Annotated in this window: 21 protein-coding genes; 5 read left to right on the top strand and 16 right to left on the bottom strand. The window is 33.1% G+C overall.

Annotation, left to right across the window (positions count from 1 at the left end):
* Positions 1–27: 27 nt before the first annotated feature.
* A complete protein-coding gene (locus tag ACNFIH_RS05920; protein WP_426485888.1) occupies positions 28–2361 on the top strand; it encodes a GH92 family glycosyl hydrolase in 2334 nt (777 codons plus the stop codon).
* A gap of 103 nt (positions 2362–2464) precedes the next feature.
* Positions 2465–2908: a hypothetical protein gene (locus ACNFIH_RS05915; RefSeq protein WP_426485887.1), complete on the top strand. Its 444-nt coding sequence runs from the start codon at positions 2465–2467 to the stop codon at positions 2906–2908.
* 54 nt (positions 2909–2962) lie between these two features.
* Here the strand turns inward: ACNFIH_RS05915 and ACNFIH_RS05910 are convergent, their stop codons facing one another.
* From ACNFIH_RS05910 to ACNFIH_RS05840, 15 genes are all read right to left on the bottom strand, one after another.
* Complete coding sequence (locus ACNFIH_RS05910; RefSeq protein WP_426485886.1) at positions 2963–4822, bottom strand: peptidase M61; 1860 nt, start codon at positions 4820–4822, stop codon at positions 2963–2965.
* Positions 4823–4922: 100 nt separating this feature from the next.
* The gene (locus ACNFIH_RS05905) at positions 4923–5201 is read right to left on the bottom strand and encodes a DUF2805 domain-containing protein (RefSeq protein WP_035648923.1); all 279 of its coding nucleotides are present in this window, start codon (positions 5199–5201) and stop codon (positions 4923–4925) included.
* A gap of 119 nt (positions 5202–5320) precedes the next feature.
* On the bottom strand, positions 5321–6148 hold the full coding sequence (locus ACNFIH_RS05900) for a sterol desaturase family protein (protein ID WP_426485885.1): 828 nt from the start codon (positions 6146–6148) through the stop codon (positions 5321–5323).
* 190 nt (positions 6149–6338) lie between these two features.
* Positions 6339–6581 (bottom strand): GlsB/YeaQ/YmgE family stress response membrane protein, encoded by a 243-nt coding sequence (locus ACNFIH_RS05895; protein WP_142449613.1) that lies wholly within the window; start codon positions 6579–6581, stop codon positions 6339–6341.
* Between the two features lie 43 nt (positions 6582–6624).
* Positions 6625–7332, bottom strand: a complete 708-nt coding sequence (gene aqpZ / locus ACNFIH_RS05890) for an aquaporin Z (protein ID WP_426485884.1) — start codon at positions 7330–7332, stop codon at positions 6625–6627.
* A 34-nt stretch (positions 7333–7366) separates the two neighbouring features.
* A complete protein-coding gene (locus tag ACNFIH_RS05885; protein ID WP_426485883.1) occupies positions 7367–7723 on the bottom strand; it encodes a DoxX family protein in 357 nt (118 codons plus the stop codon).
* A gap of 87 nt (positions 7724–7810) precedes the next feature.
* The gene (locus ACNFIH_RS05880) at positions 7811–8707 is read right to left on the bottom strand and encodes an EamA family transporter (protein WP_426485882.1); all 897 of its coding nucleotides are present in this window, start codon (positions 8705–8707) and stop codon (positions 7811–7813) included.
* Positions 8708–8924: 217 nt separating this feature from the next.
* Positions 8925–10115, bottom strand: coding sequence for a peptidylprolyl isomerase (locus tag ACNFIH_RS05875; RefSeq protein WP_426485881.1), 1191 nt, complete (start codon positions 10113–10115; stop codon positions 8925–8927).
* A gap of 33 nt (positions 10116–10148) precedes the next feature.
* Entirely contained in the window at positions 10149–11225 is a 1077-nt protein-coding gene (locus ACNFIH_RS05870) for a peptidylprolyl isomerase (RefSeq protein WP_426485880.1), read from the bottom strand.
* Between the two features lie 17 nt (positions 11226–11242).
* Entirely contained in the window at positions 11243–11932 is a 690-nt protein-coding gene (gldI, locus tag ACNFIH_RS05865) for a gliding motility-associated peptidyl-prolyl isomerase GldI (protein WP_426485879.1), read from the bottom strand.
* A gap of 6 nt (positions 11933–11938) precedes the next feature.
* Positions 11939–12943, bottom strand: a complete 1005-nt coding sequence (locus tag ACNFIH_RS05860; RefSeq protein ID WP_426485878.1) for a DHH family phosphoesterase — start codon at positions 12941–12943, stop codon at positions 11939–11941.
* Between the two features lie 116 nt (positions 12944–13059).
* Positions 13060–14316 carry a voltage-gated chloride channel family protein gene (locus tag ACNFIH_RS05855; protein ID WP_426485877.1) on the bottom strand — a complete coding sequence of 419 codons (1257 nt, stop codon included), beginning with the start codon at positions 14314–14316 and terminating at the stop codon, positions 13060–13062.
* Between the two features lie 96 nt (positions 14317–14412).
* A complete protein-coding gene (locus ACNFIH_RS05850) occupies positions 14413–14796 on the bottom strand; it encodes a RidA family protein (protein ID WP_035648901.1) in 384 nt (127 codons plus the stop codon).
* A gap of 160 nt (positions 14797–14956) precedes the next feature.
* The gene (locus ACNFIH_RS05845) at positions 14957–15265 is read right to left on the bottom strand and encodes a chaperone modulator CbpM (protein WP_426485876.1); all 309 of its coding nucleotides are present in this window, start codon (positions 15263–15265) and stop codon (positions 14957–14959) included.
* The gene (locus ACNFIH_RS05840; protein WP_426485875.1) at positions 15255–16175 is read right to left on the bottom strand and encodes a DnaJ C-terminal domain-containing protein; all 921 of its coding nucleotides are present in this window, start codon (positions 16173–16175) and stop codon (positions 15255–15257) included. Before ACNFIH_RS05840 ends, ACNFIH_RS05845 begins: the two co-directional genes overlap by 11 nt.
* Before the next feature lie 302 nt (positions 16176–16477).
* Between ACNFIH_RS05840 and ACNFIH_RS05835 the strand changes: the two genes are divergently transcribed.
* Positions 16478–17227 carry a hypothetical protein gene (locus ACNFIH_RS05835; RefSeq protein WP_426485874.1) on the top strand — a complete coding sequence of 250 codons (750 nt, stop codon included), beginning with the start codon at positions 16478–16480 and terminating at the stop codon, positions 17225–17227.
* 91 nt (positions 17228–17318) lie between these two features.
* On the opposite strand, the gene ACNFIH_RS05830 is transcribed toward ACNFIH_RS05835, so the two are convergent.
* Complete coding sequence (locus tag ACNFIH_RS05830; protein ID WP_426485873.1) at positions 17319–17846, bottom strand: hypothetical protein; 528 nt, start codon at positions 17844–17846, stop codon at positions 17319–17321.
* A 231-nt stretch (positions 17847–18077) separates the two neighbouring features.
* On the opposite strand from ACNFIH_RS05830, the gene guaA reads away from it, so the two are divergent.
* Both guaA and ACNFIH_RS05820 read left to right on the top strand, forming a co-directional pair.
* The gene (gene guaA / locus ACNFIH_RS05825) at positions 18078–19607 is read left to right on the top strand and encodes a glutamine-hydrolyzing GMP synthase (RefSeq protein WP_426485872.1); all 1530 of its coding nucleotides are present in this window, start codon (positions 18078–18080) and stop codon (positions 19605–19607) included.
* Between the two features lie 61 nt (positions 19608–19668).
* Positions 19669–21585: a LysM peptidoglycan-binding domain-containing protein gene (locus ACNFIH_RS05820; RefSeq protein WP_426485871.1), complete on the top strand. Its 1917-nt coding sequence runs from the start codon at positions 19669–19671 to the stop codon at positions 21583–21585.
* Positions 21586–21590 lie beyond the last annotated feature (5 nt).

The raw sequence follows: 21590 nt of genomic DNA, 5'->3' as shown, positions 1-21590 counted from the left end.
AAAATATAATGTTTTAAAAAATAACTAATGAATAGATTAAACTGTAAAAGCCTTCTTTTTGGACTTTCATTTTTGATGCTTGGAACCATTTCAAATGCACAAAAAAAAGAATCTGAAAAGCGAAATTTAATTCAGTACGTTGATCCAATGATTGGAACAGCAAGAATGGGACATACTTATCCAGGTGCTACGGTGCCTTTTGGTAGCGTGCAACTTAGTCCTGAAACTGATACAATTGCATATGGTTTGAACGGAAAATATAATGGTGAAGTTTATAAATATTGTGCAGGATATCAATATGAAGACAAGACAATTGTAGGTTTCAGTCACACACATTTTAGTGGAACTGGTCATTCCGATTTAGGTGATTTTTTGATTATGCCAACAACCGGAAAACTGCAATTGAATCCTGGAGTTGCGTCAAAACCTTTTTCGGGTTATCGATCTGCATTTTCACATTCAACAGAAAAAGCGGAACCAGCTTATTACAGCGTTTTTTTAGAAGATCATAAAATTAAAGCAGAATTGATGGCAACTACGAGAGTAGGAATGCATCAATATACATTTCCAAAGTCAGATGAAGCGCATATTATTTTGGATTTAACTTCTGGGATTTATAATTACGACAAGAAAAACGTTTGGACATTTGTTCGTATAGAAAATGATACTTTGATTACGGGTTATCGTCAGACAAACGGCTGGGCACGTACAAGAACGGTTTACTTTGCAATGTCTTTCAGCAAACCAATTAAAAGCTACGGACAAGCAGCACAAGAAAAAAGCGTTTACAGAGGTTTCTGGGGAAGATTCGACCAAACGAAAAATTTCCCTGAAATGGCAGGACAAAATCTAAAATTGTTCTTTGATTTTAATACCGAAGAAGGCGAAAAAATCAAAATTAAAATGGCATTATCTCCAGTAAGTTCGGCCGGAGCATTAGAAAACATGAAAAAAGAAGTTCCAGGTTGGGATTTCGAAAAAGTAAAAAAACAAAGCCAGGAAGTTTGGAACAATGAACTGAATAAAATTCAAATCGAAGCCATTCAAAAGGAAGATTATGTAAACTTTTATACTGCAATGTATCACGCCTTTTTAGGTCCGACAGAATATATGGATCTTGACGGAAATTATAAAGGACTTGATATGAATGTTCATAAAGCCGAAAAATTTAAAAATTATACTAGTTATTCATTATGGGATACTTATCGCGCTTTGCATCCTTTCTTTAATATTGTTCAGCCAACTCGCAACGCTGATATGGTAAGTTCAATGTTGGCGCATTCAGATCAAAGTGTACATAAAATGCTCCCAATCTGGTCACATTATGCAAATGAAAATTGGTGTATGATTGGTTATCATTCGGTTTCTGTAGTGGCCGATGCAATTGTAAAAGGAAACATTAATTTTGATGCAGAAAAAGCGCTTCAGGCATGTGTCAATACAGCAAAAGTTCCTTATTACGATGGATTAGAGTATTACATGAAAATGGGTTATGTACCTGAAGATAAAAATGGTGCATCGGTTTCTAAAACTTTAGAGTATGCTTATGATGACTGGGCGATTGCACAGGCAGCTAAAAAACTTGGAAAAACAGAGATTTATAATGAATTCATCAACAGATCGAAAAATTATAAAAATGTTTACGATGAGAAAACAGGTTTTATGCGTCCAAAATTAATCGACGGAACTTTCAAAAAAGAATTTGATCCGCTAGACACACACGGGCAAGGTTTTATTGAAGGAAATTCATGGAATTACAGTTTATACGTTCCGCAAGATCCTGCTGATATGATTAAATTGATGGGCGGAAATGAGAAATTTAAAGTTCGTTTAGATTCTTTGTTCAACATGCATCTTCCAGATAAATATTTTGAAAATACAGAAGATATTACCAGAGACGGAATTATTGGAAATTATGTGCACGGAAATGAGCCTTCACATCATGTAGTTTATTTGTATAATTGGACAGATTCTCCATGGAAATCACAAGATAAAATCCGAATGATTTTGAAAAAAATGTATCGTAATGGAGCAGATGGCCTTGGCGGAAATGATGATTTCGGACAAATGAGTGCTTGGTATATTTTTAGCAGTTTAGGTTTTTATCCTGTCGCTCCAGGTTCTGATGAATATGCATTAGGAAGTCCGCTCGTGAAAAATGCAGTTTTTAATCTGGAAAACGGAAAGAAATTTGAAGTTGAAACCGTAAATCAATCCGATAAAAATGTATTTGTTAGTAAAGTACTTTTGAATGGAAAAGAACTTTCAAGACCTTTCCTGAAACATTCTGATGTGATGAATGGAGGAAAAATTACTTTTTATATGAGTGCAAAACCGAATAAGAATCAATTTAAAAATTAATTTAGTTCAGACACCGTAATATCAAAATTTGAGAAATTCGTGAATTCGTGGCGAATAACAAAAAAACTTCACGAAATTTGCACTTCAAATAAAGACAATCAATATGAAAATAAATCTAAAATCAGGAATAGACAAATTGCTTTTCGGAATGAAACAGAACGATGTAACGGCTGTTTTAGGAAAACCTGATAAAAACTATAAAGACGAAGATGACAATGTGATTTTTGTATACAATGCACATAAAATCAGATTAACATTTTATGAAGAAGAAGATTTGAAATTTGGTTATGCAGTCGCGTCAAGCAATGATTTAGAAGTTTTCGGATTCAAAATAATCGGAAGAAAAATTGCTGATGTAAAAAAAGATTTTGCTGCAAAAGGAATTACAAAATACAATCAGGAAACGTTTGATACTTTCGAAAATTACTTTAACGAAGACAATTGGTTTATTCTTCAAACCGAATTTGATGAAGTTGTAAAATTTGAAATTGGCGCAATCATTAATAATAAAGATGAATTTGACTGGAAGTTTCCGGTGAAGAAATAAGACATAAAAAAAACCGACAATCACTTGTCGGTTTTTTTATGTCTTAAAAAGAAATTATCCTTTTAACCAAGCATTTTTAAGTTTGTCTTTTGAAGCATCAGTAGCTTTAAAAGTTTCAGATTCTTCATAAGGTAATTTTACAGTTCCTTTGATAGTTTCTTCTTTTCCTGCACGTTTGATTTTTACAGTAATTGGATCGTTTTCTTTCCAGTTTTCACTTTCTCCAATTAAATCATAAATATTCGCAAGAGAATAAGGTTTGTCATTAATAGAAACTAAAATATCGCCACCTTTTAAATTTAGGTTTTTGAAAAAGGCATTTGGTTCAATATCAGAACGAACAGCAATTTCTTTAGTTTGTTTGTCTACAGAAATATAAGGCGTTTGTCCTTTTAAAAATACTGGACTCGCTTTTTTCTCAGTTGCTTTTGTTACTCCAACTTTTGCTAAATAAACATCATAAGGAATTGGAGTTGTTCCAGCTACATATTTATTTAAGAATTCACCAACTTCAGGATAAGTCAATTGTGTGATTTTAGCAAAAAACTCATCATCATTAAATGGTTTTTCAATACCATATTCGTTTGATAATTTATGCATTAAATCAAGAATTCCTCTCTCGCCATTGCTTTTTTCTCTAATAATAATATCGATACACATACCAATCAAAGCACCTTTTTGGTAAACATTCAAATATTGGTCTTTGTATGGCTGTTCCAAAACATTTTTGCTCATTACAGTAAACGACATAGTATCATTTAAGCCTTTTGCCTGTTCGATTTTATCAGCGATTCTAGTGTAAAATTCAGCTTCATCAATTAAACCTTGATTGATTTGAAAAAGATTTGCAAAATATTCTGTAACACCTTCATACATCCATAAATGCTCTGACATTTTTGGTGCATTGTAATCAAAATACTGAATTTCTTTTGAGTGAATTGTCAATGGCGTTACAATATGGAAAAACTCATGAGAAACTACATCTTTCATTGATTCAACCAATTTCTCTTTCGGCATTGATTCCGGCAAAACAACTGTTGTCGCTGTTGGATGCTCTAATGCTCCAAAGCCGTGTGCATCATCTTTTGCCAAGCTTGATAAATACAATAAAACAGTATATTTTTTAGTAGAATTGATTTTTCCTAAAAAGTTTTTCTGCGCCGTCATCATCGTTTTCATTTCCGGCGTAATGCTTTCTGCAGTAAATTTCCCTGTTGGAGAATAAACAGCAATCAAAATATCCATTCCGTTAACGTTGAATGTTGTGTAATCTGGTTTAGAATACATAATCGGATTTTCAACCAAAACAGCATAACGAGGCGTTGTAAAAACGTCGCTTGTCTTACTTGCATCTTCATCAGTCATTGAGGTTGCGCCCCAAAGCGTTTCAGGATGCGTAATCGTAACTTTATAAGGCACGTCCAATTTATCCTGAAAATAACCAACAAAACCGTGTGTATTCACCATAAAATTTACACCGGCGTTGATGTTAGTTCCAGCTGGAGAAAATACATCATCATTTCCAAAACCAGTTCCTTTTTCAGTATCGAAAGTATCTCCAACTAAATAAGTGATTTTTTTAAGTGTTTTTGCATTAGAAATTGACCATGAATTATCATCAATTCTTTTTACAGTTAACTCATTTCCTTTAGTATCAAAAGCTTTAAAACCATCTGAATATTTACCGTAATTATCTGTAGAATAAGTTCCAGGAACTGTTTTTGGAATACTGTAAATTACTTCATCCGTCTTAATTGCCGGAGGTGTAACAGTCACAAGGACTTTATCATCTTTAACATCTACAAGATTGATGTTAACATCTACAGTTTTGCTTTTTGCATCTCCCGATGTGCTTCCTGTTTTACAGCTCCAAAATGTTACAGCAAGAGCTAAAGTGTAAATTATTTTTCTCATTTGTTCGCGTTTAGTTATGTGTATTTGACTTCTAAATTATCAAATTGTTACACTTTTATATAAATATAAAAAAAAACTCCTGAAATTCAGGAGTTTTATCTTAATCTAGTTTGTTCTTTATGTAATATTTTCCATCCAAATCCTCATCGAAGTCGTCAATTTTGACTGGCTTTGGTTTTGGCTTATTTGCAATTGCCTTTTTTTTCCACATTTCAAATTTTTCTACAGGCATCTTCTTTTTCATGATTTCAAGAACTTCCTTTTCTGCTAATCCAAATTCTTTTTTTATGATTTCAAATGGATTTTTTTCTTCTAAAGCTAACGAAACAAGTCTTTCTGTTTGTTCCCAATTCAATTCTTTGCGGCTACTCTTTTTCATCTCGTGAAAATTAATTCAAAATAGAGGTTAATGATTAATAGATTGATTTTCATTTTATATATCAATATTAATAAAAAAAATAATTAGTTGGTACGCTGAACTATTTTTTTTTATTGATTTTAACTGTTTTTTGCTGATCTTGATTTTTGAAACGGAATTTGCAACAAATTTGCTAATTTGTTGTGTTCTTCGGGCTTCATATGAGTATCAACTCCGTAAATTAATTCTTCTTTTGGCAAAGTTGTAAATGTGCCGAAAAGACGATCCCAAACCGAAAATATATTCCCATAATTACTGTCTGTGTAAGGAAGCATATAATGATGATGAACCTTATGCATATTTGGAGAAACAATTAGGTAACTTAAAAAAACATCCAGCTTTTTTGGCAGTGAAATATTAGCATGATTGAATTGCGAACCAATAACGGATAATGATTGGTATAGAAAAACCATCCACATTGGACTTCCAACAATTAATACTCCTAAAGTTGTAAATATAAAACGAATTACACTTTCACCAGGATGATGCCTGTTGGCTGTAGTGGTGTCAATCCAGGTATCTGTGTGATGAATAAGATGAAAACGCCATAGAAATTTTATTTTATGCTGTACGAAATGTGCCAGATAAGCGCCGATCAGATCCAGTAAAAGCAAACCTATTATAGTATAAAGCCAAATTGGGATTTCAGGAAGCCATTCCAGAATTCCAAAATGATTTTCAGTGGTCCAAGCTGCAGTTTTGATTAAGATAAAAGCTAAAACGAAATTGACAATAATTGTCGTAAGCGTAAAAAAGATATTGATTCCTGCATGATGCCATTTTTTGTATTGCATCTGAAAAAGAGGAAAAGTATTTTCGATTAGCCAGAAAAGAGTTATTCCTCCAATCAAAATTAAACTTCTGTGTGAAGAAGGAATTGTACTGAAATAAGTAATGATGTTATTCATAATTCAATAATGTATTTGCTCAAATGTAATAAAATTGATGAAATAACAATATGAATTATAGTAAATATGTATTTTAACTCCTTATCTGTTGAATTATTTAAAATAAAAAAAAGAGAAAAAAGATTACTGAAACTTCTTTTTTCTCTTTACTATATTTATTAGGTAACTAATTTATTTTGATGTTTTTGGTTTAGGCCTTTTTAATCAGGCTGATAATAAAAAGTAAAACCCACGCACCTCCAACAGAAATAAGAATCTGCCAAAGAAGATCGCCGCCGCCAATTCCGAATTTTCCGGCAATCCATCCGCCAATAAAACCGCCAATGATTCCGACGATAATATTACCAATTAAACCAAAGCCGGCACCTTTCCAGATTTGGCCTGCCAGCCATCCAGAAATTGCACCAATAAGTAAGAAATATAAAAATTCCATGTTTTAAGTTTTAATGTTTATATGTGATTTTTAGCGTATGAATTTATGCTTCATCATGCGTCTGCAATAAGTTCTTGTAGATAAATCCAGCTACAATTGCACCTAAGATTGGCGCGACCCAAAACAACCAAACTTGAGATAAAGGTTCACCTCCAACAAAAATGGCCTGAGATAAAGATCTTGCAGGGTTAACTGAAGTATTAGTGATTGGAATACTGATCAAGTGAATTAAAGTCAAAGCCAAACCGATTGCAATTCCTGCAAATCTTCCATTTGCGAACTTGTCTGTTGCTCCCAAAATCACTAGAAGGAAAAATAAAGTCAATACAAATTCGGCAATAAAAGCTGCCTGAAGTGAATATCCGTCAGGAGAAAAAGCACCAAAACCATTTGATGCAAATGCACCAGCTTTTGTATTGTCAATTACAAAACCGGCTTTTCCAGAAGCAATTGTGTATAAAGTTCCTGCCGCTGCAATTGCGCCAATACATTGTGCGATAATGTAAGGAATAAGATCTTTTGTTGAAAATCTTCCACCGGCCCATAATCCAAATGAAACTGCTGGATTAAAATGTCCACCAGAAATGTGACCAACAGCATATGCCATTGTTAAAACCGTTAAACCAAAAGCTAAAGCTACGCCAGCAAATCCAATTCCTAAATCAGGAATTCCTGCTGCAAAAATGGCGCTTCCGCAACCTCCAAAAACTAACCAAAAAGTTCCAAAAAACTCTGCAAATAATTTTTTCATAATTAAGTAATTTTAAAATTAATAGATTCGATTATTAAAGGGTATATTGGAATGCCCAAAAAATCAAAACAATTTGTAAGGGCAAACGTACAAATAAAATCCATTTGGGTAAATTAAAACTTGCTTTTTTATTTTGGTACATGTACAAATTCGCAGGAAATACTGCAATTAACAATGCAATAATTCCCCATGCAGCAAAATTCTTTGTAAAAGGAAGCAATAGGAGGAAGCCTAGTATGATTTCGGCAGCTCCACTTAAATTATTTAGTAATTTGGGGTTTTTAAATGCGGGCGGAATGATCTTAATGTACATTCCCGGCTTTCTGAAATGATTTATTCCGGCAAGTATATATAAAAAAGCCATTAAATATAAATGCCAAGGTTGTTTCATGATATAGTGTTGTATATCACGAATTTATAAAAAAATTAACAATTATTGCATTACAAGTCTCTTTTTTTTAAAGAGCAGCAAAATTGTTTATTTTTTAGCCTTGAAATTTACATTCATAATAATAATGGCCAAAATGATTAAAACAATTCCGATCCATTGTAAAAGGATAACTTTTTCATTCAAAAGAACAAAAGCCATTGTAACAGAAACAGGAAGTTCAAGAGCAGAAACAATACTTCCTAATCCAATTCCGGTCAAAGGGAAACCGGCATTCATTAACATAGGAGGGATGATGGTTCCAAATAAAGACAGAACAATTCCCCATTTCATAAAAATAGCCGGATTAAAAGCTCCTGTCTGAGTTGCGAAAGCGAAAGAAAAGACAATTACAGCTCCTCCCAAAAGCATATATAAACTGCGTTGTGCAGAAGAAATTTCGGTCGCAACACGATTTGCGGTAAACATAGTTGTAGTGAAAGAAGCAGCTGCTAAAATCCCCCAAACGATTCCTCTCCAGTCCAATTGGAAATCAGCATGAATAAGATTTGTAGCCAAAGCTGTTCCAATAAGAACAATAAAAACGGCGATTACTTTTTGTTTTGAAGGTAGTTTTTTTTCTAAAATCATTTCCAATAAAACGCCCATCCAAACGGTTTGCATTAATAAAACAATCCCGATTGAAACCGGAATATATTTTACAGCCAGATAATAAAACAAACTCGTCATTCCTAAGGAAGTTCCGGCAAGCATCAGGCTAAAAATGTTTTTTGAAGAAGCTTTTACTGCAGTTCCTTTATTTTTTATTTTCTGAAATGCATTGATTATTAAAATTCCAATTATTCCCAAAACAAATTGAGAAGTTGTTACTTCGGCTGTTGTATATCCTTCAGAATAAGCCATTTTTACAAAAGTGGCTAGCATTCCGTAAGTTGTAGCTCCTAAAGCAACTAAAAAAACTCCTTTTAATACATTGTTTTGTGACATTTGATATTCCTGTTTTAAAATTAAGGCCGGCAAAGGTAAGCTATTTTGTTTGTGATTTAATAGAAAAATGAAGTAAACATTGGGATTAATATTATTCAGAGATTATTTTATGGCTGTAAATTGTGTATTTTTTAAAAATTGAAAACCTGTAAAAATGAAAAAACCATCAAAACGTAAGCTTTGATGGTTTCTATTTTTAATAAATCTTTCAGTTCAATTATTTGACTGGCTGATTTTTATAAGTTTCAATTTCGAAAATTAAAGTTGCATTTGGAGGAATCACACCGCCAGCACCTTTTTCTCCATAAGCTAAATTTGAAGGAAGGAAGAAAATTGCTTTTTCTCCGTCAGTCATCATATCTAAAGCTTCAATGAATCCCGGAATCATACCGTCTTTTTTGCCAACTGCAAAAGGAAAAGCTTTGTATCCGCCTGCAGCATCTCTGTTTGGATCATATTTTCCATATGCTTTTGCAACTGTAGCCATACTGCTATCAAAAAGATTTCCGTCTTCAAAATAACCGGCATAGTGAAAATAAATTGTTGATCCTTCAGCGCCTTTTACGCCAGTTCCTTTTTGTGTAATCACATATTTTAAGCCAGATGCAGTTGTAGTTGCTTTTGCTTTAGTTGCTGTAAAATAAGCTGCTTTTTGTGCAACTACTTTTTGTGCTTCAAGTTTTTTTGCCTCTTCTTTTTTAACATCATCAGCCAAAACTTTCACAGCATCAAACTTTTTAGCAGCGTCGCCTTTGCGTGTAATTGTAATTTTTGTCATGATATCATTCTGAACAATTTTATTTACATTGTCCATTCCTGAAACGACATGACCAAAAATAGTGTGTTTTCCGTTTAACCAAGGAGTATCTTTATGTGTAATGAAAAATTGGCTTCCGTTAGTTGCCGGACCAGAATTTGCCATTGCCAAAATACCACCTTTGTCAAATTTCAATTCTTCAGTAAATTCATCTTTAAAGGAATAGCCCGGACCTCCAGAACCATTTCCGTCTGGATCTCCACCCTGAATCATGAAATCATTAATAACTCTGTGGAATTTCAAACCATCATAAAATGGTTTACCTTTTAGTTTTTCTACTTTAACATTTGGATTATTTCCTTCTGCCAAAGAAATAAAATTAGCAACTGTAACAGGAGCTTTTACATATTCTAATACAACAACAATATCACCTTTTGAAGTTGAGATCGTTGCAAAAATACCCTCATTAGGATTTGCAGGTGTAACCGTTTTTGTAGCTGCTGTTTTGGCCGGAGCCGCTTTTGTCGCAGCTGCTTTTGCCGGAGTTACTTTTGCTGTTGCAGCTTTTGGTTTTGCTGCTGGTTTTTTAGTTGTTTGGGCTTGTAAATTTACTACTGCCAAACAGAATAATAATAGAAATTTAAATTTCATTTTGTTTCGAATTTAAGTCTATGAAATAATTTATTATTGTGGTTTTTCTAACAATTGAATCTCGAAAATAATGTTAGCATTTGGTGGAATAACGCCTCCTGCACCAGTTGCTCCGTAAGCTAAATGAGAAGGAATAAAAAGAACTGCTTTATCTCCAAATGACAATTGCTCAATTCCTTCAATAAATCCAGGAATCAAACCATCTTTTTTACCTGCCTGAAAAGGAATTGGTTGATAACCATTTTGTTCTGCTCTTGTAGTATCATATTTTCCAAAAGCTTTATTAACATCAGGAATGCTTGAATCGAATAAAGTTCCATCTTCAAGGAAACCTGCGTAATGAATATAAATCTGGGTTCCAATTGCTGGTTTTTTTCCAGATCCTTTTTCGGTAATAACAAACTCTAAACCTGAATTGGTTTTTGTTGCTTTTGGTCTGATTGAAGCATAATAAGCCGCTTTTTCTTTTTGAACTCCGGCATATTTGCTTTTCTCTTTTGCAATTTCTGAAAAATAATCATGGAATACTTTTACAGCATCAAATTTCTTTGCTGCTTCTCCATTTCTGATAATTGTAACTTTTACAATCGTGTCATCTTGTTTTACTTGATTTACAACTTCTTGACCTTTTTCAACTACATGACCAAAAATAGTGTGTTTTCCTTCTAACCAAGGCGTTTCAACATGCGTAATAAAAAATTGGCTGCTGTTTGTTCCAGGACCGTTATTTGCCATTGCTAAAACTCCAGGTTTGTCAAATTTCAAATCGGTAATTTCGTCTTTAAATTTATATCCAGTATCACCAGAGCCAGTTCCTTCAGGATCTCCAGACTGGATCATGAAATTTTCAATAACTCTGTGAAATTTTAAACCATCAAAAAAAGGTTGATTTTTTTTGTATTCTTTGGTTACAAATTCGTTTTTTCCTTCTGCCAAAGTCACAAAGTTTGCTACTGTAACAGGCGCTTTTGTATAGTCTAATTCAACAATGATATGTCCTTTATTTGTTTCAATATCGGCGTATAAACCATCAGGCAAATTGCTGTGTTCATCTTTACAAGAATAAAGTGAGGTTACGGCTAATAGTAATAATAAGATATTCTTTTTCATTTCTAAAATGTTTTTATTTAAGGGTTTACTGTGTCTTTTTTAGTTGGTGCGGCAGGTTTTGAAGCAACCGGTTTTGGAGTAGCAGGTTTCGGTGTTTGTCCTGCCGAAGCTTGTGCATCTGCAGATTGTCCAGCCGGAACAGCTGTTTTTGGAGCTGCAGGATCTGGAACAAAATTACGAAGCGTTACGGTGCACATTAAAGATTCATTTGGCCCAATTTTGTTATTGTCTCCATGATATCCGTAAGCAATGTGTGAAGGAAATAAAAAGGTAACGGTTTCGCCTTTGTGCATATATTTGATACCATCGCGTAATCCCATCATAATGTCTTGTTTGTCTACATAATAGGTTTGCGGACCAAGATCAGCTTCAGAATAAATAATTTTACCCTGAATGTCTTTTACTTCTAAATTGAAATAAGCAATATCTCCTCGACGAGGTGCCTGAGTTTCGTTTGGATTTTTTTCATCATAAGAAAACCAATAGCCTTTTTTGGTAGCGTAATATTTTACTTTCGGATTGCTCTTTATGATTTTTTTGATGACATCCTCTTCATTAGCCACTAGCTTTTTATTTCGGTCAGCTGATTTTTTCATGAAAGTGCCTGATGCTCTTGAAAGCGGTCTTCTGGCTTCTTCATGTTGCTTGCAGCTGGCAAATAAAACAGTAAAAAGAAGTGTGTAAATACTGATTTTTAAATATTTCATATTCGGTTATATTGCAAGTTTAGTAACTAAATCTTCAAATTTCGCTAAGGTTTCTTCCATTGATAATTCAGATTTTCCGCCGGCTGCATTGCTGTGTCCTCCGCCGTTAAAATGATCTCTGGCAAATTGATTTACATCAAATCCGCCTTGCGAACGGAAAGATATTTTAATGATTTTCTCGTCCTTATTTTCGATAAAAATAGCGGTAAAAACAATACCTTTTATACTAAGTCCGTAATTTACGATTCCTTCAGTATCGCCTTTTACATAATCGAATGAATCTAATTCATCCTGAGTAAGCGAAGTATAGGACGTTTTATGTTCTTCAAAAACTTTCATATTCTGCAAAGCACGACCTAATAATTGTAAGCGGCTGTATGAGCTGTTATCGAATAATAAAACGGGAATTTGCGTGTTTTCAACACCTAAATCAATTAATTCTGCAATAATTCGGTGTGTGTTTCCTGTTGTTCCAGGAAAACGAAACGAACCAGAATCAGTCAAAATTCCGGTGTAAATGCAAGTTGCAATAGTTTTGTCAATATCTTCTTTTTTATTTAGAAAAGAAATAAAGTTGTAAACCATCTCACAGGTTGAACCAAATTCAGTATCAGAATACATGTAGGTTGCATAATCATCAGGTTTTTGATGATGATCGATCATGATAAACGGAACTGTCAATTTTGCTAAAGTGTGTTCCATTTCGCCTGTACGATGAAATGCATTAAAATCAAGTGTGAAAATTAACTCGGCTGCTTCTAATATTTGGGTACAGTTTTCGGTATCTTTTTCAAATATTTTTACTTTTTCAGAACCCGGAAGCCAAGCTAAAAAATCAGGAAAATCATTAGGCGCAATTACTGTTGCCTGATGATTATTTTTTATTAAAAAATGGTATAATGCTAAAGTTGAACCCATAGCATCGCCATCTGGTCCTCTGTGCGGGATTATTACAATTTTCTTTGGGGCAGAAAGCAACAATTGTATTGCCTGAATATCTTGTATTTTCATAGTGTGCGAATTTACATTTTTTTAATGTAATGTTGCAATCATTTTATAGATTAACACACTTTTAAGTTAGGAGTTATGAGTTGTGAATTTTTGTAATTTAAGTTTTAGAATTTTAATTACAGATGTTCTAATTCCTTCTTCTGAAATTTTTGATATAATTTATACTTCGGACCTTTTACAATTTGTGATTTATAAATTCCCACAGAACCTGAAGAAAAATAGGCTACAGTGCATGCAATGGCTATGAAAATTCCAGGCTCTATTCCGAATAATTCCATTCCCATTATCGTGCAAGCAAAAGGAGTATGGGTGGCACCCGAAAAGACAGCGACAAAACCCATTCCGGCCAAAAGTGCAATTGGCATTGGAAAAATATAAAATAATGCACTGCCTAAAGCTGCGCCAATAAAAAATAACGGAGTTACTTCACCTCCTTTAAAACCAGCACCCAAAGTAAATCCGGTGAAAAGAATTTTAAGAAGAAAATCATACCATTCATTTGGATGATTAAATGAATCAACAATATAAGGAACACCAAGGCCGGAAAATTGTGTGAATCCAAAATATCCAAATGCAATTGCTAAAACCACGCCGCCAATAACGGGACGAAGTGGTGGATATTTTATATTTTTTGAAAAAAGAGAACTCCAAAAATGAGTGCTTCTTGCAAACAATAAAGCAGCCAAGCCCGATAATAATCCTAAAACTATAGTGTAAAATAAGCTACTAGAGCTTAATTCAGGTACAACCGGAATACTGTAATGCGTATGTTTGATTTCCCAAAATTCAACAGTGAAATAGGCAGCATAAGCTACTAAAAAAGAAAGCAAAATACTTTTGAAATTGATTTTACTAAAATATAAAACCTCTAAAGCAAAAATAGCACCGGCCAAAGGTGTTCCGAAAACGGATGCAAAACCTGCGCTGATTCCAAGAATAATTAAAATTTTGCGTTCGGAATTATCGAGTTTGAAAAATTTGGTGAATTGATCAGCAATCGCTCCTCCCATTTGAACTGCTGTACCTTCGCGTCCGGCAGAACCTCCAAATAAATGCGTGATTAAAGTTCCCAAAAGAACTAAAGGCGCCATTTTAAACGGAATAGTTTTCTGTGGATTTTCGTATTCTTCCAATAATAAATTATTCCCTTTTACAACAGATTCTCCGAAGTAATAATAGCTTAAACCAACTAATAATCCGCCAATTGGCAAAAGCCAAATAATCCAATCGTGTGCAATTCTAAATTGGGTAACCCATTCTAAAGAAACTAGAAAAAATGCTGAAGCGGATCCTGAAAATATGCCAATTAATGCACAAATAATTATCCATTTTGAAATAGAAAGCAATAATTGTTTTAGGTTTTGGGAAGTCATTTTTTAAAGAGAAGCGTTTTTTTCGCCACGAATCACAAATGTAAAGAATTGAATACTTTAATAATAAATAATTCGTGAATTCATGGCGGAACAATATTATTGTACTACAGCTGTAAATTCGATTTCAACCAAATATTCAGGAGCAACTAATTTGCTGATTTCATAAAATCCGGTTGTAGGTTTTACATCTTTAAAGAAAGCCGAATGTGCTCTGGCAACTTCTTCAAAAGTAGAAACATCTGTAGTGAAAATTCTTGTTCTGATAACATCTTTAATTCCAACGTTCAAATCTTCAAGAACTTTTTCAACACGTTCAATAATGTTATATGTCTGTGCGTATGCGTCATCGGCTTTAACTTTGTCGCCATCAACAATCGCTACAGTTCCTGAAACCTCGATGATATTACCAATTCTTACAGCACGGCAGTATCCCATTTTGTCTTCCCACGGTGATCCTGTTAAGATGTTTTCTCTTTTCATTTTATGATTTTTTTTGAATTGTTTTTGGTGTTTTTTAAAAACAAATCCAGGTTAATTAATGCGTTGCAATTTATAAAATAAGGTGATGAAAAAGAATCATTTTGGTTTGAAATCCTATCATAAATCTTTCTTTTTTGTGATATTTTAAAATCCCATTTGCTTATTCTCTTACTTCCTGTTCTTCGTAAATTCTAAGTTTGTTTTGGGTATTTGTTAAATGTTGCTGTAAAGTTTCAATTTTATTTAGCAGATGATAAATAGCGTCAATTCCTTCTAAATTGATATTCAGATCATAATGCATGCGCATCATTTTTTCGATTGAGGGTAATTGTTCAGGCTCTAAATATTCATCATTTTCTTCAAAAATAATTTTGACCAAACCATAACTATTAAGGTCTTTTATAAATGTATTTTCAATTTCGTGATACAAACAAAACTGTTTTATTTGAATTAAATTTTTACTGGCCATGATTTCTAAGTTTAGCTAATTCTGCAAATAATTCTTTTTCTTTTTCTGATAATTTGGTTGGAATTTTTAGGTTGTATGTCACATACAAATCGCCAAATTGATTGTCTTTTTTATAAACAGGAAATCCTTTTCCTTTTAATTTGACTTTTGTTCCGGTTTGTGTTTCGGCAGGAACTTTTATTTTTACTTTTCCATCAAAAGTTTTAATGCTGATTTCTCCACCAAGAATGGCAGTATATAAATCCAAATCGACATTTGAATATAAATTATTGCCGTCTCTTTTAAAATCAGAATTGTTTTCAATTAAAAAAGTAATGTACAAATCGCCATTTGGTCCGCCATTTACACCGGCGCCGCCATGTCCTGAGATTTTTATAACCTGACCGTTTTCAACTCCGGCCGGAATAGTGATTCTGATGTTTTTGCCATTAACGGTCAGGCTTTGTTTGTGTGTGGTATATGCCGATGCTAAATCGAGCTGTAATTCGGCATTAAAATCTTGGCCACGATATTTGGACTGAGCTCGGCTGCTTCGTCCAGATCCGTACATTGAATTGAAGAAATCGGAGAAATCACTTCCTGAAAAATCACCTCCAAAACCAGAAAAATCCTGTCCGCTTTGTTGTCTTGAATATTGCTGTTGTTGCTGATTTGGATCATAACCTGCTTTTTCAAATTCATCGGCATGTTTCCAGTCTTTTCCGTATTTATCGTATTTTTTGCGGTTTTCAGGATTGCTCAAAACCTCATTTGCTTCGTTTATTTCCTTGAATTTTTTTTCTGCCTCCTTATCATTCGGATTTAGATCAGGATGATACTTACGAGCTAGTTTTCTGTAAGCTTTCTTGATTTCAGCTTCCGTCGCAGTTTTCGTAATTTCCAATGTTTTATAGTAGTCGATATAATCCATTTTCCTATTTTTTTAATGAAGAAAAATTTAAACCTTGAATTTAGGAATAAGTTGCTTACTGTCAAAGCAAAAGAAGATTTTATAACAAAATTTTTACAAAAGAAATTAATTAGGATATCTTATAGATGATATTTAATTTTTACAATTTGAATTAAACTTGGCAGGTTTTTTGATTCTAAAAATTAGCCCAAATAATTGTTATAAAAACCTTAAAGTGAAAGTTCAGAAACAAATTATGTTATTTTTGCTTTGCTATAAATATTTTATAAAATTATAAAAGCCGATTCGATAAAACTTTTTCAATGAAGCACATTTTATTTGTCATATTATTTTTTACTGTTGCCTCGGTATCAGCCCAAACGGAATTTAGTACTAAATTCAAGAGTATTCCAGCTCCAAAGTTTGGCGCAAAACCAAAAAAAATACCTGCTCCAGATATGCCAAGTTTAGATGATCCGGCTGCACCAAATGGTGAAATTCCGAGTATAAAAACACCAAATGTTTACGATAATACCAAATTAACAACAAAATCTAAATTTCAGGTTGGAGAAGAAAAAAGCAAATTTTCAATGTCAACTGAAAAACAGTTTGCCAATCCAGGGGATCGATATGTGGACAAAATGGAAAAAGATTTGGATAAGGCTTTAAAAGATGCAGGATTAAAAGAAGATCAGCAGCCTTTAGTTATGACAGATATCAGTTATGGTGATATAAGAACAAGTTCGTCTTGGTTTCTTATCAAATGCCGTGATTATGGTGCTATTGATGGAGATTTAATTAAAGCCGTTTTAAATCAAGATGTTATAAGAGAAAGAATGCTTTTAAGGTCTGATTATCAGGAGTTTAAAATTTATCTTAAAGATGGAATTAACACCTTTGAATTGATTGCTCTTAATAAAGGGGAACTTGGTGGAAATACTGGAGAATTCCAGATATATGATGCAGAAGGTAAATTCATTTTATCTGATTTATGGCAAAATTTAAATACAGGAGTACAGGCAAAATTTGTCATTATAAAAGAAGATGAAAAAGTTGGGAAAAAATCAAAATAAGAATTGATTTATATAATTATATATTGCTAAGATTCTAAGTTTTGATTTAGAATCTTAGCAACTTAGAGTCTTAGCAACTCAGAACCTTAGATTAAAACGGATCTGCAGTAACTTTAAACTTCATATCAGCTTTAACCGTTACGTCTTTGGTTAAAGTTTCTTTCAGTGTTACCTGAGTTCTAATTTTGTAACTATCTGCTTTTATGTATTGATCCAGTTTTTTATCGGTACAAATCAAATCGATTGTGTTGCTGGTTGACATGATATTGTCCTGATAAGCCAATTCAATTTCGTCAGAGTTTGTAGTGGAAATATACAAGTGAACCGATTTTAAAAACGTAAATGTTTTATCAGACGGATCAGAAATCGATAATTTTAATGATCTCAGTTTTACATCTTTTACAAGACTAGCTTTTGTTTTGTTGTTTTCAAATTCGGCAGAAGAATTTGTCGTTACTTCCGGCGTGATTATTTCCGAAGGCAGATTAATAGGCGAAGTACTTTTAATTTTTATTGAAGTTTCATTCGAAATACTGAATGTCAATAAATCATCAACAGCATCACAAGAAGTTAAAAAGATTGACAGTAAAACCGTCAAGGCAATAAATTTTGATTTCATAGTTAAATTTAAATTGGGTTTTTCGTTAGATACGAAATATTTTGAGGTTTGGATTTTTTCTAAGATGCTAAGTTGCTAAGATTCTAAGTAACTAAGTTTTTTACCTTTTTATTACGTTGAAAAAAACTCAGAACCTTAGCAACTTAGCATCTTAGAACCTAAAATGAAAAAAAAATATTTTTTTTCATTGCTCCGATTTTTCATTTTGGAATATAAAAAGTATTTTTGCGCATGCAACACAACGTACTTATTTTAGATTTCGGATCGCAATATACTCAGCTTATTGCGCGTAGAGTTCGCGAATTAAATATATTCTGCGAAATTTTCCCTTACAATCACATTCCGAGTGATTTATCAAGTTATAAAGCCGTAATTTTAGGAGGAAGTCCTTTCTCTGTTAGAGGAGAAGATGCACCGCATCCTGATTTATCGCAAATTAGAGGTAAAATGCCTTTATTGGCCGTTTGTTATGGAGCGCAATATTTAGCGCATTTCAGCGGTGGTGAGGTAGCAGCTTCTAATACAAGAGAATACGGAAGAGCAAACTTGTCTTATATTAAAGAAGGTGAAACTTTCTTCGAAGGAGTTTCAGAAAATAGTCAAGTTTGGATGAGCCATAGCGATAGTATCAAAGCGCTTCCAACAAATGCTGTAAAATTAGCTAGTACGCATGACGTAGAATACGCTGCTTACAAAATTGAAGGCGAAACTACTTATGCAATTCAATACCATCCAGAAGTTTACCATTCAACAGATGGAAAAAAAATGTTAGAAAACTTCTTAGTAAAAATTGCTGAAGTTCCTCAAAACTTTACTCCAAATGCTTTCGTTGACGAAATGGTAGCAGAATTAAAAGAAAAACTAGGAAACGATAAAGTGGTTCTTGGTTTATCTGGAGGTGTTGATTCTACTGTGGCTGCAGTTTTATTAAACAAAGCAATCGGACAAAATTTATATTGCATCTTTGTTAATAACGGACTTTTGCGTAAAAACGAATTCCAAAGTGTATTAGATCAATACAAAGGAATGGGGTTAAACGTAAAAGGTGTAGATGCCGGAGATCGTTTCCTTGGCGAATTAGCTGGAATCAGTGATCCTGAAACGAAACGTAAAACAATTGGTCGTGTATTTATCGAAGTTTTTGATGATGAATCACACTTATTAGAAGACGTAAAATGGTTAGCGCAAGGAACAATTTACCCAGACGTTATTGAATCTGTTTCGGTAAAAGGACCATCAGCAACTATTAAATCGCACCACAATGTTGGTGGATTGCCAGATTATATGAAATTAAAAATTGTAGAACCACTTAGAATGCTTTTTAAAGATGAAGTGAGAAGAGTTGGTGCTACATTAGGAATAGATCCTGAATTATTAGGAAGACACCCTTTCCCAGGACCAGGATTATCAATCAGAATTTTAGGAGATATTACTCCAGAGAAAGTACAAATTTTACAAGATGTTGATTCTGTATTTATTGAAGGATTAAAATCTTGGGGATTATATGATAAAGTTTGGCAGGCTGGAGCAATTTTACTTCCGGTAAACAGTGTTGGTGTAATGGGTGATGAGCGTACTTATGAAAAAGTAGTGGCGCTTAGAGCTGTTGAATCAACTGACGGTATGACGGCTGACTGGGTTCATTTACCTTATGATTTCTTGATGAAAGTATCAAATGATATTATAAATAAAGTAAAAGGCGTGAATCGCGTTGTTTACGATATTAGTTCAAAACCACCTGCAACAATTGAGTGGGAATAGTAAGATTTTTCAAATTAAGGCGTTACATTTGTAATGCCTTAATTTTTTAAACCTACTATTTATGAGAGAATTTTTAACGTTTTTTCTTGTCTTTATTTTGTCTTTTAACAGAATAACTGCACAAGATTCATTTATTGAGCACAAAATTCAAAAGGGAGAAACCGCTTATTTTATAGCCCAAAAATATAAGGTTTCGGTTGATGAAATCTACAAGTTCAACCCTGAATCTCAAAATGGAATCAAAGACAATCAGATTATTAAGATTCCGTTTCATTCTTCAGAAAAAACAAAATCAGACCAACAAATTACTCATATTGTTGGGGAAAAGGAAACACTTTACGGTTTATCAAAAAAATACAAAGTTTCTCAAGAAGCACTTCAGGAAGCCAATAAAGAAATTCTTGCCGGCGGACTTCAGGTTGGTCAGGAATTAATTATTCCGCAAAACGCTTCAAATCTTTCAAAAACTGAAAACACAAATACTTCAAAATCTTCGCATCTTGTTGTTGCTAAAGAATCTTTATTCAGCATTGCCAGACAATATAATGTCTCAGTTCAGGATTTAGAAAATGAAAATAAAGAGTTGCTGCAAAACGGATTGCAGATTGGGCAAACTATTTTAATTCCGAATAAAAGAAAAACTTTAGACGGAAGAGTTCGTGTGATTAATAAAGAAACTATTTTTCATGTTGTTGAACCAAAAGAAACGAAATTTTCGATTGCAAAAAAATATGGAATTTCTATCGATCAATTAGAATCACAAAATCCGGAAATTGTAAACGGATTGATTATTGGAAATAAATTAGCCATTAATACAAAAGAAATTAAGCCTGCAAATGAAAGCGAAGAATTAATGCTTGCTCTTGCAGAAAAACAAGTTGTGGTTGAAAAAACAAAAGCCAAAACTGTAGAATTAGAAGATTTGAAAGACAGGTTGGTTATTCAGAAAGAAATGAATCAGAAGATTATCAAAATCAATGATTTGAAAGTAAATCTAAATGATATGAATGGTTCTAAAGAAAATTCGGTTGAAAAATTGCGTTTGGTTTTAGAAGCCAATAAAAATGTTCAGGATATTTTAATGGCCAAATTAGATTCGTTAGTAAATACAATGAATAATGATTTAGTTGAATTGAAACGAATGGATATTATGAATGTTGATGAATCAAAACGTCTGGAAAGACAATCGTATGAAAGCATTGGAAAAACTAGTGAATTATCTTCTCAACTGAAAAAAGAATTGGCAGAAAATCGAAAAGCATATGCCGGTTTGATGAACAAAGTAGAAAAAATAGCTGTTGAAGAAAATCAGGAATACAAGAAGAAAATCCGCGAAAGCGAGAAAAATAATAATGTAACTTCAATTCAGCAAAGACTTTCTTTAGAAGAAATCAAGCGTTATAAAATCGAGCAGGAGCAAGGCGATGCACAAAACCAGCTTTTGATAGCGAAAATTGATTCATTGGATACTCAGAAACAAATTGAAGTAAAAAGACATATCAGCAAAGCTTCCTATTATAGTATGGAAGCTCGAAAATTTGATGATAAACTGGCTTTGGTAAAATTGAAAAAGTATCAGGATGAGGCGATTAAAAAACAAAATAAATCGGAGATTTCTGAAACTTCAAAAGTGGTTTCATTAGAAGAAATGAAACGCGAATTGGAAGAAAATCCGCTTAAAAAAGATAAAACGGTAAGGGTTGAAGTTTTTGATAATCTTAAAGAAGTTTCCAATGGCTATTATTTAGTTTTAGGTATATTTACAGACGCAACACTACGCGATAAGCTTATCATGAAACTAATTGATTCTGGTGATTTTAACGCGAGTTTCTTTTTCAATATAAACAGTCTTTCGTATTATGTTTACTCGGATAAGTTCGAAAATATGGAAGAAGTTTTATATAAATGCAAGAAAAAGGAAGAAGATGAGTTATATAAAGAGATAATTATTGCTAAGGTCGAGATTGATCTGAGATAATATTT

Source organism: Flavobacterium sp. 2 (genome assembly GCF_049949195.1).
Classification (GTDB): domain Bacteria; phylum Bacteroidota; class Bacteroidia; order Flavobacteriales; family Flavobacteriaceae; genus Flavobacterium.
Note: the sequence above shows the minus strand (reverse complement) of the source record. Positions and strands in the feature narration are given on the sequence as shown.